The 11,456-nt window shown below is 66.1% G+C and carries 14 protein-coding genes; 13 read left to right on the forward strand and 1 reads right to left on the reverse strand.

Annotated features, from left to right (window positions below; all coding sequences use genetic code 11):
• From AC1DJT_RS27560 to AC1DJT_RS27615, 12 genes are all read left to right on the forward strand, one after another.
• On the forward strand, positions 1 to 221 hold a 221-nt coding region (locus AC1DJT_RS27560; RefSeq protein WP_476835284.1), incomplete at its 5' end, for an SPOR domain-containing protein.
• 201 nt (positions 222 to 422) lie between these two features.
• The gene (locus AC1DJT_RS27565) at positions 423 to 1,520 is read left to right on the forward strand and encodes a TRAP transporter substrate-binding protein (protein WP_441505981.1); all 1,098 of its coding nucleotides are present in this window, start codon (positions 423 to 425) and stop codon (positions 1,518 to 1,520) included.
• Positions 1,521 to 1,674: 154 nt separating this feature from the next.
• Positions 1,675 to 2,688, forward strand: a complete 1,014-nt coding sequence (nagZ, locus tag AC1DJT_RS27570) for a beta-N-acetylhexosaminidase (protein WP_476835285.1) — start codon at positions 1,675 to 1,677, stop codon at positions 2,686 to 2,688.
• Between the two features lie 46 nt (positions 2,689 to 2,734).
• On the forward strand, positions 2,735 to 3,553 hold the full coding sequence (locus AC1DJT_RS27575; RefSeq protein ID WP_441505979.1) for a segregation and condensation protein A: 819 nt from the start codon (positions 2,735 to 2,737) through the stop codon (positions 3,551 to 3,553).
• A 13-nt stretch (positions 3,554 to 3,566) separates the two neighbouring features.
• Positions 3,567 to 4,268: an SMC-Scp complex subunit ScpB gene (gene scpB / locus AC1DJT_RS27580; RefSeq protein ID WP_441506015.1), complete on the forward strand. Its 702-nt coding sequence runs from the start codon at positions 3,567 to 3,569 to the stop codon at positions 4,266 to 4,268.
• A gap of 219 nt (positions 4,269 to 4,487) precedes the next feature.
• Positions 4,488 to 5,528, forward strand: coding sequence for an ABC transporter ATP-binding protein (locus AC1DJT_RS27585; RefSeq protein ID WP_476835286.1), 1,041 nt, complete (start codon positions 4,488 to 4,490; stop codon positions 5,526 to 5,528).
• A 66-nt stretch (positions 5,529 to 5,594) separates the two neighbouring features.
• Complete coding sequence (locus AC1DJT_RS27590; protein ID WP_043232977.1) at positions 5,595 to 5,837, forward strand: twin-arginine translocase TatA/TatE family subunit; 243 nt, start codon at positions 5,595 to 5,597, stop codon at positions 5,835 to 5,837.
• 47 nt (positions 5,838 to 5,884) lie between these two features.
• Positions 5,885 to 6,379, forward strand: coding sequence for a Sec-independent protein translocase protein TatB (tatB, locus tag AC1DJT_RS27595; protein ID WP_441505977.1), 495 nt, complete (start codon positions 5,885 to 5,887; stop codon positions 6,377 to 6,379).
• A complete protein-coding gene (gene tatC / locus AC1DJT_RS27600) occupies positions 6,376 to 7,191 on the forward strand; it encodes a twin-arginine translocase subunit TatC (RefSeq protein WP_476835287.1) in 816 nt (271 codons plus the stop codon). Before tatB ends, tatC begins: the two co-directional genes overlap by 4 nt.
• A 52-nt stretch (positions 7,192 to 7,243) precedes the next feature.
• Positions 7,244 to 8,545, forward strand: a complete 1,302-nt coding sequence (serS, locus tag AC1DJT_RS27605) for a serine--tRNA ligase (RefSeq protein WP_441505975.1) — start codon at positions 7,244 to 7,246, stop codon at positions 8,543 to 8,545.
• A 4-nt stretch (positions 8,546 to 8,549) separates the two neighbouring features.
• On the forward strand, positions 8,550 to 9,311 hold the full coding sequence (gene surE / locus AC1DJT_RS27610) for a 5'/3'-nucleotidase SurE (RefSeq protein WP_069880263.1): 762 nt from the start codon (positions 8,550 to 8,552) through the stop codon (positions 9,309 to 9,311).
• Positions 9,312 to 9,340: 29 nt separating this feature from the next.
• Positions 9,341 to 10,009, forward strand: a complete 669-nt coding sequence (locus AC1DJT_RS27615; protein WP_441489705.1) for a protein-L-isoaspartate O-methyltransferase family protein — start codon at positions 9,341 to 9,343, stop codon at positions 10,007 to 10,009.
• 95 nt (positions 10,010 to 10,104) lie between these two features.
• On the opposite strand, the gene AC1DJT_RS27620 is transcribed toward AC1DJT_RS27615, so the two are convergent.
• A complete protein-coding gene (locus tag AC1DJT_RS27620; RefSeq protein WP_162768161.1) occupies positions 10,105 to 10,293 on the reverse strand; it encodes a hypothetical protein in 189 nt (62 codons plus the stop codon).
• Between AC1DJT_RS27620 and AC1DJT_RS27625 the strand changes: the two genes are divergently transcribed.
• Positions 10,292 to 11,456: peptidoglycan DD-metalloendopeptidase family protein (locus tag AC1DJT_RS27625; protein WP_476835288.1), on the forward strand; the 1,165-nt coding region annotated here is incomplete at its 3' end. The genes AC1DJT_RS27620 and AC1DJT_RS27625 overlap by 2 nt on opposite strands.

Genomic DNA, 11,456 nt, shown 5'->3' on the forward strand with positions numbered 1-11,456 from the left:
CCCCCGGCAGCGAAGCGGAAGCACGCGCCGCATTCGCGGCCCTGCAGCGCAAATATCCCGGCCAGCTCGGCGGCCAGTCGCCGATCGTCAAGAAGACGGATCTCGCTGGCGGAAAGACCGTCTATCGCCTGCGCATCGGGCCGTATTCCCGCGAGGATGCGGCAACGATGTGCACGCAGCTTCAGGCTGCCGGCGGCCAGTGCTTCATCGCCAAGAACTGATTGCCAACTTCGAGATGATCAGACCGCCGGTGGCTTCTGCCACCGGCGGTTTTCCTTTGCCGTGTGTCGCGGACAGGGGGCGGTGTTATGTCGTGCTGTGTTGGCAGGGGCTGGGCGTCCGGGATCGCGGTCAAAGACGCACGCGTCGAATCCGGGTAGGGCATGCCCTGAAACGATGACACCGAACTCAGGAGGACATCCATGGATCGCCGTACTTTCGTCAAGGCCTCAGGCGCCGGAGTCGCAGCCGGTGGCGTGACCATCGCTGCGCCGGCCATCGCGCAGGCCCAGCCGAAGGTCAGCTGGCGCCTGACCTCGAGCTACCCGAAGAGCCTCGACACGCTGTTCGGCATCAGCACGCAGATCGCCAAGCGCGTCGCGGAAGCGACGGACAACCAGTTCCAGATCCAGGTCTTCGCGCCGGGTGAGATCGTGCCGGCATTGCAGGCGCTCGATGCCGTCCAGAACGGCACCGTCGAGTGCAGCAGCACGCTGTCGAGTTTCTACATTGGCAAGAACCCGGCCTTCGCCTTCGAGACCTCGCTGCCTTTCGGCTTGAACACCCGCCAGCACAATGCCTGGCTCTATCAGGGCGGTGGGCTCGAGCTCTGCCGCGCCTTCATGAAGACCTACAACCTCCACACCATCCCCTCGGGGAATACCGGCGCGCAGATGGGTGGCTGGTTCCGCAAGGAGATCAAGACGGTCGAGGATCTGAAGGGCCTGAAGTTCCGGATTGCCGGCCTCGGTGGCACGATCCTGGCGAAGCTGGGCGTCGTGCCGCAGCAGATCGGCGGTGGCGATATCTATCCTGCGCTGGAGCGCGGCACGATCGACGCAGCCGAATTCTCAGGTCCGCTCGACGACGAGAAGCTCGGTTTCCAGCGCGTCGCCAAGTACTATTACTATCCCGGCTTCTGGGAGGGCTGCGCCAATGTCAGCTTCATCGTGAACCTGGAGAAGTGGAACGCGCTGCCCGCTTCGTACAAGGCGATCGTGGAAGCGGCCTGCGCCGAGGCCAACGCGCTTTGCGTCGCGAAATATGACCACGGCAATCCCGACGCCCTGCTGCGCCTCGTCGCCAGCGGCGCTGAGCTCAGGCCGTTTCCGCAGGACGTGATGGTCGCCGCCTTCAAGGAAGCGCAGGCGCTCTATGGCGAGCTTGCGGCCAGCAATCCGGCCTTCAAGACCTTCTATGATTCGTGGTTGCCTTACTGGCGCAAGGAACAGCTCTGGTTCCGTGTTGCAGAACTGCCCTTCGACGCGTTCAACGCCGGCATGGCGCAGCAGATGCGCTGAGCCTCGATGTGCTGAGCCTCCTGGGCTCTGCCAAATAGGTCGAGAGCGAAGCCCGGGGCCAGTTGGTCCCGGGCTTCTTCCGTTAAGGCGCCAGAGCGGGAATCATGCGAGAAGACGGCTTCCGCTGCTTTGCAATCCGCCTCGGGCCTGCTTCATGAAATCCCGCGCCTTCATTGCCGGTTGCCTCGGCACCAGCCTCACCCCTGACGAACGCGCCTTCTTCCGCGATGCCAGGCCCTGGGGCTTTATCGTCTTCAAACGCAACACCCAGACCCCGGAACAGACCGCGGCGCTGACCGCGGAAATGCGGGAGGCCGTGGGCTGGCATGCGCCGATCCTGATCGACCAGGAGGGTGGCAGGGTGCAGCGGATGGGGCCGCCACACTGGCCGGCCTATCCGCCGGCGCAAGCCTTCCTTGGGATCAACGACCCCGTGCAACAGCGCGAGATCGTGCGGCTCTCGGCACGGCTGATGGCGCATGATCTCAAGGCCGTCGGCATCGATGTCGATTGCCTGCCGGTACTCGACGTGCCGGTCTCCGGCAGCCATGACGTGATCGGCAACCGCGCCTATGCCCATGACCCCGACATGGTCGCGCGCCTCGGCCGCGCGGCGGCGGAGGGACTCCTGGCGGGCGGGGTGATCCCCGTGGTCAAGCATATGCCCGGCCACGGCCGGGCGCGGGCCGATAGCCATCATGACCTGCCGGTCGTCGACGCCTCGCTCGAGGCGCTGCGCGGGCATGATTTCCGGCCGTTCCGACATCTCGCCGACATGCCGATGGCAATGACGGCACATGTCGTGTTCACGGCACTCGATCAAAGGCATCCGGCCACGGTTTCGCGTCGGGTCGTCAAGGAGATCATGCGCGGCGAACTCGGCTTCGACGGCCTGATCATGACCGACGACATCTCGATGAAGGCGCTCTCAGGCAGCTTCGCGGRGAAGTCGCGGGCGGCGATCCGCGCCGGGGTCGACGTCGTGTTGCATTGCCACGGCATCATGGAGGAGATGATCGCCGTTGCCGGCGCTGTGCCGGACATGACGGGGGCACGGGCCCGCCGCGCCGCGATGGCGCTCGCCCGGATCCGGCATGAGCCCGAGCCGCTCGATGTGGAGGCTGCGCGCGCCCGGCTGACCAGCGCCCTTGCGTTGGGCGGCCGATAGTCGGAACCTGCGTTCTCAGGGGTGACAGCTTGGGGATGCGGCGGGAATGGACGCCGAACTGCCGTTCGAGGACGAGGCCAGGCCGGCACGCACTGACGGCGAGCCGGCGCTGCTCGTCGATGTCGACGGCTATGAAGGCCCGCTCGACCTGCTGCTCGACCTGGCCCGGCGGCAAAAAGTCGATCTGCACCGCATCTCGATCCTGGCGCTTGCCGAGCAGTATCTAGCCTTCGTCGAGCAGGCGAGGGCGCTCAGGCTTGAGCTTGCCGCTGACTATCTCGTGATGGCGGCCTGGCTCGCCTATCTGAAGTCGCGGTTGCTTTTGCCCGAACCACCGAAGGGCGAGGGGCCGAGTGCCGCGGATCTGGCGACGGCGCTGGCTTTGCGGTTGCGCCGGCTGGAGGCGATCCGCGCGGCGGCGCGGCGGCTGGCGTCCCGGGAAAGGCTGGGACAGGACGTCTTCGCCCGTGGTGCGCCGGAGCCGATCGTTGCCGGCGCCCGCCCGGTCTGGGAGGCCGAACTCTACGATCTGCTCTCGGCCTATGGCCAGCAGCGCCAGAAGCGGGCGCAAAGCCATATCTCCGTCGGGCATCGCATGGTCTGGTCCCTGGTCGAGGCGCGGGAGGTCCTGCAGCGACTGGTCGGCGAGGCGGCGGACTGGACGGCGATCGACCCCTACCTGACCCGCTACATGGCGAGCCACGGGCTGCCGCAAAGCGAAATGCGCGCGACCGTTCGTGCCTCCGCGCTGTCTGCCATGCTGGAGATGGTGCGCGAGGGAATTCTCGATCTGCGCCAGGATGGTGCCTTCACGCCGCTCTATATCCGGCGGCGCTCGGCGCGGCCGCCGACCCTGCCGCTATGATGGCTCGGTGACGATGTCTGCGGCGCCTGAGCGGATCGACGATGACGTGGGGAGCGAGGCGCAGCTCTTCGCCCAGTCGCTGCGCATCGTCGAGGCGCTGCTCTTCGCATCGGCTGCACCGCTCTCGGAAGAGGAACTCCGCCATTCCGTGCCGTCCGGCGTCGCCGTACGGCAGCTCCTTGCCCGACTCACAGACATCTACGCGACGCGTGGCGTCAATTTGCGGCAGGTCGCCGGAAAATGGGCGTTTCGGACCGCACCGGACCTCGGCTACCTGCTGGCGGCCGAGGCGGAGCCGCCGCGCAAGTTGTCGCGGGCGGCGCTCGAGGTGTTGGCGATCATTGCCTATCATCAACCGGTGACACGGGCCGAGATCGAGGAGATCCGGGGCGTTGCCACCGCCAAAGGTACGCTCGACATCCTGCTCGAAGCCGGGTGGGTCAGGCTGCGCGGGCGGCGTCGGACGCCGGGCCGGCCTGTGACCTACGGCACGACGCCGGGCTTCCTTGATCATTTCGGGCTCGACCGCATCGACGACCTCCCTGGCCTGGACGAACTGAAGGGCTCGGGCTTCATCGAGGGGCGGCTCTCGAAGGACCTGACCGTGCCGATCCCCGATGATGGTCTCGACCTGCAGGAGGATGAGGATCCGCTTGGGGACCTCTTTACCCCGCTTGACGACGGCGACGGGCCGCCCCACACCCCGGACGAGTGAAATCGGGGGACAGTCCCTGATTGTCGTCCCGGGCGACCGCAGGGATCCATGGGTCCATGGCCGCGCGCTTGCGACCGAGGTTCGGCATGGACGCCGGTTCTCAGCCGCGCTTCGCCGGGCTGACGCGTGGTTTCGATGGAGCATTCTTTGGCGCGTAGCGAGGGCGTGGCGCGGTGGCTGAGTTGGGGCAGGCGCGGGACAGCGGGCGCGGCCATTCCAATGTCGCTCGCCTTCGAAGGCGTCACCCAGCGCTTCGGTGATGTGACGGCGCTCGAGGACGTGACGCTCGCGATCGCGCCGGGTGAAATCGTGGCTCTGCTCGGGCAATCGGGCTGCGGCAAGACGACGCTGCTCCGCCTCGCGGCGGGCGTCGAACGGCCCAGCTCGGGCAAAGTGCTGCTCGAAGGTCAGGACGTTTCGGCTCCCGACGCCTTCGTCGAGCCGGAGAAGCGCGGCGTTGGTCTGGTCTTCCAGGATTACGCGCTGTTCCCGCATCTCAACGTGCTCGAGAATGTCCGCTTCGGCCTGCGCGGCTATGACGATGCCTCGGCGAAGGCGACGGCGCTGCGTGCCATTGCCCGTGTCGGCCTGGCGGATCTGGCCGAGGCTTATCCACATATGCTTTCAGGCGGCGAGCAGCAGCGCGTGGCGCTGGCGCGAGCGGTGGCGCCGCGCCCCGGCGTGCTCCTGATGGACGAGCCCTTCTCCAATCTCGACCGGCGCTTGCGCGATGTGGTGCGGGACGAAACCGCCGCATTGCTGCAGGAAACCGGGGCGACCTCGATCATCGTCACGCACGATCCCGAGGATGCGATGCGGATCGCCGATCGGATCGTGCTGATGCGATCGGGGCGGATCGTCCAGATCGGGACTGGCGAGGAGCTCTACCGGAGGCCCGTCAGCCTCTTTGCGGCTCGATTTTTCTGCGATTTTACCGAGATCAGCGGCATAGCCGAGCGTGGCACGGTGGAGACGCCGGTCGGGAGATTTGCGGCACCGGGCCTTGCCGATGGGCAGGAGGCCGTGGTCTGCGTCAGGCCGCATGCGATCAGGCTGGTGCCAAAGGGGTTCTGCCTGCCGGCGCGCGTGGTGATGCGGCGCTTTCTGGGTGAGGTCGACCATTTGCTGCTGGCCGTCGGCGGGCTTGAAAAGCCGCTGGTCGGACGGGTCTCGCTGCCGGGCTCGATCCGGGAAGGCGAGGACATCGGTATCGATATTCAGTCGGACGAAGTTCTTGTGTTCGCCTCGGGGGACACATAGGTTCCGGCACAAGCACTTGGCGCGGGTGGGGAGCCTGCGCCGCACTGGAATTCGGAGGAGTTTGCCATGGGTGGCGTCAGTATCTGGCACTGGATCGTCGTCGGCGTCATCGTGATGCTGTTGTTCGGGCGCGGCAAGGTTTCCGAACTGATGGGCGACGTCGCCAAGGGTATCAAGTCGTTCAAGAAGGGCATGGCCGAAGACGAGCCGACCACGCCGCCGCCTGCTGCGACCACGGCTGACCCGAAGATCATCGATCACGCGCAGCCTGCCAATTCCGCCACGGCGAAGGCCGAACACAAGGCCTGACGCCGCGCCGCCAGCGAGCGGCGAGGGGTTGAGAGGACGAGCCGTCGATGTTCGACATCGCCTGGAGCGAATTGATGCTGATCGGGGCGGTTGCGCTCGTCGTGATCGGCCCCAAGGATCTGCCGAAAGCCATGCGGACCGCCGGGCAGGCGATCGGCAAGATTCGCCGTATGGCCGGCGAGTTTCAGACCCAGTTCAACGACGCGATGCGCGAAGCTGAACTGGACGATCTGAAGAAGCAGGTCGAGGATGTCGGTGGTTCGGTGCAGAGCGCGCTCAATACCGATTTCAAACCGATCGATCCGATCAAGGACGATTTCAGCACACCCGCCTCCGGTGTCCGCGACGACGCGGCGCTGAAGGAAGCGGAGGCTACGCTCGCGGCCTTGCCGGGGCCCGAGCCCTTGCCCGAAATCGTCATAGAGCCCGCGCCGATCGCGGAACCGGAGCCTGAACCCGAGGTCAAGCCGAAGGCGCCGCGCAAGCGCGCTTCGACGAAAAAGGCCAAGGTCAGTGAGCCGGATGAAGGGAGCCCGGCATGAGCGTCGCCAACCCGAGGGAAGGCGAGGACGACATCGAGGCCTCGCGCGCACCGCTGATCGAGCACCTGATCGAGCTGAGGGCGCGGCTGATCAAGTCGCTGATCGCCTTCCTGATCATGTTCTTCATCTGCTTCGCGTTCTCGACGCAGATCTACAACGTGCTGGTGCAGCCCTATGTCTGGGCTGCCGGGCCGAACGGCAACGMGCAGCTGATCTATACCGGCCCGCTCGAGCTGCTCTTCACCCATATCAAGGTGGCGGCATTCGGCGCCGGTTTCTTCGCTTTTCCGGTGATCGCCACGCAGGTCTACAAATTCGTGGCGCCGGGCCTCTACAAGAACGAGAAACAGGCCTTCGCGCCCTATCTGGCCGCGACGCCGATCTTCTTCTGCCTCGGCGCCGCGCTGGTCTTCTTCTTCGCCATGCCCGTGCTGATGAAGTTCTCGATCGGCATGCAGCAGGCGGCGACGGACGGGCAGGCCGGTATCGCGCTCTTGCCGAAGGTCAGTGAGTATCTCTCGCTGATCATGACGCTGATCTTCGCTTTCGGCATCTCGTTCCAGCTGCCGGTGATCCTGACCCTGCTCGGGCAAGCCGGAATTATCGATTCGGCCTTCCTCAAGGACAAGCGGCGCTACGCCATCGTCTTCGTCTTCGTGGTCGCCGCCGTGCTGACGCCGCCGGATGTGATCTCCCAGCTCATGCTTGCCGTGCCGATGCTGCTCCTCTACGAGCTTTCGGTGTTCTCGGTGCGCTATGTCGAGAAGAAGCGGCAGGCTGCGAAAGCGGCCGAGGAAGCAGGCGACGCCTGATCCGATCGCGGCTCGCGCGCATCGATTGGGATGCGCGATAGGTTGAGCAGCGATGTACGACATCAAATGGATTCGCGAGAACGCCGAGGCGTTCGATACCGGGCTGAAACGGCGGGGCCTTGCGCCGCTCTCGTCCTCACTGCTTGTGCTMGACGATTCCCGTCGTTCGGCCATCGCCAAGGCGCAGGCCACGCAGGAACGCCGCAATGCGCTCTCCAAGGAGATCGGCAAGGCGATGGGCGCGAAGGACGTCGCGCTTGCCGACAAGCTGAAGGCTGAGGTTGCGGCGCTGAAGAACGCTCAGCCGGCGCTCGAAGCGGAGGAGAAGGCGGCCGTCGAAGCGCTGAGCGAACAGCTCGCGGCGATCCCCAACATACCGAATGCCGATGTCCCCGAGGGCGCCGACGAGCACGGTAACGTCGTGCTGCATGTCCATGGCACCAAGCCGGAGGAGGGGAAGCGTCTCATTGGCGTCAACCAGCCGAAAGAGCATTTCGAGCTCGGCGAAGCGCTCGGCCAGATGGATTTCGAGACGGCGGCCAAGCTCTCGGGCTCGCGCTTCGTCGTGTTGAACGCGCGGCTGGCGCGGCTCAACCGCGCGATCGGCCAGTTCATGCTCGATACCCATACCGAGGAGCACGGCTATACCGAGGTCAACCCGCCGCTGATGGTGCGGGATGAGGCGATGTTCGGAACCGCGCAGCTACCCAAATTCCGCGACGATCAGTTCCGGGCGGGCGAGGATCACTGGCTGATCCCCACTGCCGAAGTTCCGCTTACCAATATCGTGCGCGAATCGATCCTCTCCGAGGAGGAGTTGCCGCGTCGCTATTCCGCGTTGACCCCCTGCTTCAGGGCCGAAGCCGGCTCGGCCGGGCGCGATACGCGCGGCATGCTGCGCCAGCACCAGTTCGAGAAGGTCGAGCTCGTCTCGATTACGCTGCCGGAAAAGTCGCGCGAGGAGCACGARCGCATGCTCGCCGCGGCGGAGGCGATCCTGAAGAAGCTCGACCTGCATTATCGGGTGATGACGCTCTGCACCGGCGATATGGGCTTTGCCAGCCAGAAGACCTGGGACATCGAGGTCTGGCTGCCGGGGCAGAAGACCTATCGCGAGATCTCGTCCTGTTCGGTCTGCGGCGATTTCCAGGCCCGGCGCATGAACGCGCGCTACAAGACCCGGGACGGCAAGGGCCCGTTCTTCGTGCACACCCTCAACGGCTCGGGCACGGCGGTCGGCCGCGCGCTGATCGCGGTGATGGAAAACTACCAGAACGCCGACGGCTCGATCACGGTACCCGACGCACTGGTTCCCTACATGCGCGGGGTAACCCGCATCGAGAAGGCGGCCTGACTCCATGCGTATCCTAGTCACCAATGATGACGGCATCCATGCCGAAGGCCTTGCGGTGCTGGAGCGCATCGCGGCGCAGCTGTCGGACGATGTCTGGGTCGTGGCGCCCGAGACGGATCAGTCGGGCGTCGCGCATTCGCTCTCGCTCAGCAATCCGCTGCGCCAGCGCAAGATCTCGGACAAGCGTTACGCCGTTGCCGGCACGCCGACCGATTGCGTGATCATGGCGGCGCGCTCGATCATGCTCGATGCGCGACCCGACCTCGTTCTGTCCGGTGTCAACCGCGGTCAGAACGTCGCCGAGGACGTGACCTATTCCGGCACCATCGCAGCGGCGATGGAGGGTACGCTGCTCGGCATCCCGTCGATCGCGGTCAGCCAGGCCTACGGGCCGGACGGGCGGCACCAGATCCACTGGGACTGCGCCGAGCACCATGCTCCAGGCATCATCCGCCGGCTGCTGGAGGAGGGGATTCCCGAGGGCGTGCTGTTCAACCTCAACTTCCCGAATGTCGCGCCGAGCGAGGTTGCGGGCGTGGCGGTGACGGTCCAGGGCCGGCGCGACCAGGAGTTGGTGCGGCTCGAGCCCCGCCATGACGGACGCGGCAATCCCTATTTCTGGATCGCCTTCCAGCGCAGCCGGAAGGAACCCGCCAACGGCACCGATCTGAGGGCGCTGTCCGAGCAGAAGATCTCGATCACCCCGCTCGAACTCGACCTCACGCATGAGCCGACGCTGACCCGATTCGCACAGGTTTTTGCCTGATTCCGAACCGGGGGTAATTGGGGGCGGCGATGAGCGAGGCCGAGGAGGCGCCTGGCAGCGAGGGTGAGCGAACCGTCGCATTCCTGCTATCGCTGAGGGCACGGGGCGTGCGCGATCTCGCCGTGCTCCGGGCGATGGAAAAGGTCTCGCGCGAGCGATTCGCGCCGACCCGCTTTGCCGACCTCGCCCGCCAGGACGTTTCCGTGCCGCTCGCCTGCGGGCAGACGATGACCGCCCCGCATACGGTGGCGAATCTCGTCAGTGCCCTGGAGATGGAGCCCTCCGCCCGTGTGCTCGAGGTCGGCACCGGCTCCGGCTATGTCTCGGCTCTGCTTGCCGCCATGGGCGGAGAGGTGGTCTCGCTGGAGCGCTACCGCACGCTTGCGCTTGCTGCCCATGAGCGCATCGGCGGCAGCGGCTACGCAAAAATGGTCGATCTCCGGCACGCTGACGGTTTCCAGCCGGACCGAACGCTCGGCCGATTCGACCGAATCCTGGTCAATGGCGTCACCCATTCCGTTCCCGAGGCCCTGCTGGCGCGGCTTTCGGTCGGCGGGCGGCTGGTCGGGGCGCTCAGGGTTGAAGGCGTATCACGTCGGGTGGTGGTCACGCGGACGGATGACAGTGCCTATGATCATGCGCTCGGCCCGGTCCTGCGCCTGCCGCCGCTGATCCCGGGCTTGGCCCGGGCACTCTGAACCGCGGCTGAAGAAAGCCGGCCCCGGCTCAAAAATGTGAAGAGGCAAAGCACGCGCGAAACGTTTTCGTAACCTGAACGGGGCTTTAATCCCCTTCATCGAGTTGCGTTGTTCGCGAGTATCTTGTCCATGCGTAGCCAAGTCGGATTCAAGTCCAGCGTTGCCCTTCGCCTGTCGACGGTCTGCGCGCTCGCCTTGAGTGTCAGCGCGTGTTCGTCGGACACGATGCGCTTCACTGAGGCACCCTTCAGCAATCCCTTCAGGACCGCGCAGGCGCCTGCCATGCGTGATCCGGCAACGACCGGCTCGATCGGGCGCAGCGCCAGCGCGCCGATGTCTTCGCCGGCTMCGTCTGTCGGGGCGGTCCGCGCCCAGCCCCTGCCGCCGCCGCAATCGGCCGTTGCGCTGCGTAGCGCAGCTCCGGCGCCTGTCGTCGGTAGCGCCAATGGCTGGTCGGCCCAGGGTGGCACGCCGATCGTCGTCGCCCAGGGCGAAACGCTCGATGTCCTCTCCTCGCGCTACGGCGTGCCGCGTTCAGCGCTGATGTCGGCGAACGGGCTTTCGAGCGCGAACGTTGCTCCCGGCTCGCGGCTGACGATCCCGGTCTACAATGCCGGTGGTGGTGCTGCGCCGCAGCAGATGGCCCAGGTGGCGTCGCCGCAGAGCGATGCGCGCACCGAAGCGCCGCGTTTCGTGCCTGGCCCCGCTCCAGTGGCGGCGCCGCGTGCGCCTGTGGTGCCGGCACGCGTCGCTGCGGTGCCGGTCGACGCCAAGGCGAAGGCCCAGGCCGCTGCCGAAGCCAAGGCGCAAGCTGCGGCCGACGCCAAGGCAAAGGCTGTGGCCGATGCACAGGCCATGCGTGACGCCCGCGCCAAATTCGCCGCCGAGGCCAAGGTGAAGGCCGAAGCCAAGGCCAAGACGAAGCCGGTGGTCGAGGCGAAGGCGCCGACGCCTGCTCCTGTCGCGACGCCGACTCCGACGAAGACCAAGCCGGTCGTGGTTGCCAGCGCTCCGGCCGAAGAGAAGGTCAGCGCCGTGCCGAAGTCGGCTCCGGCGCCGACGCCCGATCCCAAGACCACCGCAAGCCTGCCGAAGGAGGAGGATGCCTCCGCCAAGGCCGATTTCCGCTGGCCGGCCCGCGGCCGTGTCATTGCCGGCTATGGCGGCAAGGGGTCAAATGAGGGCATCAACATCGCCGTGCCTGAGGGAACGCCGATCAAGGCGGCTGAAGGCGGCGTCGTCGCCTATGCCGGCAGCGAACTCAAGGGCTACGGCAATCTCGTGCTCATCCGCCATCCGAACGGCTACGTCTCGGCCTACGCCCATAACGGCGAGCTGAACGTGAAGCGCGGCGAGACGGTGAAGCGCGGCCAGGTCGTCGCCAAATCGGGCCAGAGCGGCAACGTCTCTTCGCCGCAGCTGCATTTCGAGCTGCGCAAGGGATCGT

Source organism: Allobosea sp. 05T422_2 (assembly GCF_056396265.1).

Coding starts and splice junctions, on each gene's coding strand:
- AC1DJT_RS27565 (WP_441505981.1), top strand. CDS start 423: ATGGATCGCCGTACTTTCGTCAAGGCCTCAGGCGCCGGAGTCGCAGCC.
- AC1DJT_RS27575 (WP_441505979.1), top strand. CDS start 2,735: ATGGACGCCGAACTGCCGTTCGAGGACGAGGCCAGGCCGGCACGCACT.
- scpB (WP_441506015.1), top strand. CDS start 3,567: ATGTCTGCGGCGCCTGAGCGGATCGACGATGACGTGGGGAGCGAGGCG.
- AC1DJT_RS27585 (WP_476835286.1), top strand. CDS start 4,488: ATGTCGCTCGCCTTCGAAGGCGTCACCCAGCGCTTCGGTGATGTGACG.
- AC1DJT_RS27590 (WP_043232977.1), top strand. CDS start 5,595: ATGGGTGGCGTCAGTATCTGGCACTGGATCGTCGTCGGCGTCATCGTG.
- tatB (WP_441505977.1), top strand. CDS start 5,885: ATGTTCGACATCGCCTGGAGCGAATTGATGCTGATCGGGGCGGTTGCG.
- surE (WP_069880263.1), top strand. CDS start 8,550: ATGCGTATCCTAGTCACCAATGATGACGGCATCCATGCCGAAGGCCTT.
- AC1DJT_RS27615 (WP_441489705.1), top strand. CDS start 9,341: ATGAGCGAGGCCGAGGAGGCGCCTGGCAGCGAGGGTGAGCGAACCGTC.
- AC1DJT_RS27620 (WP_162768161.1), bottom strand. CDS start 10,293: ATGGCAGGCGCCTGCGCGGTCCTGAAGGGATTGCTGAAGGGTGCCTCA.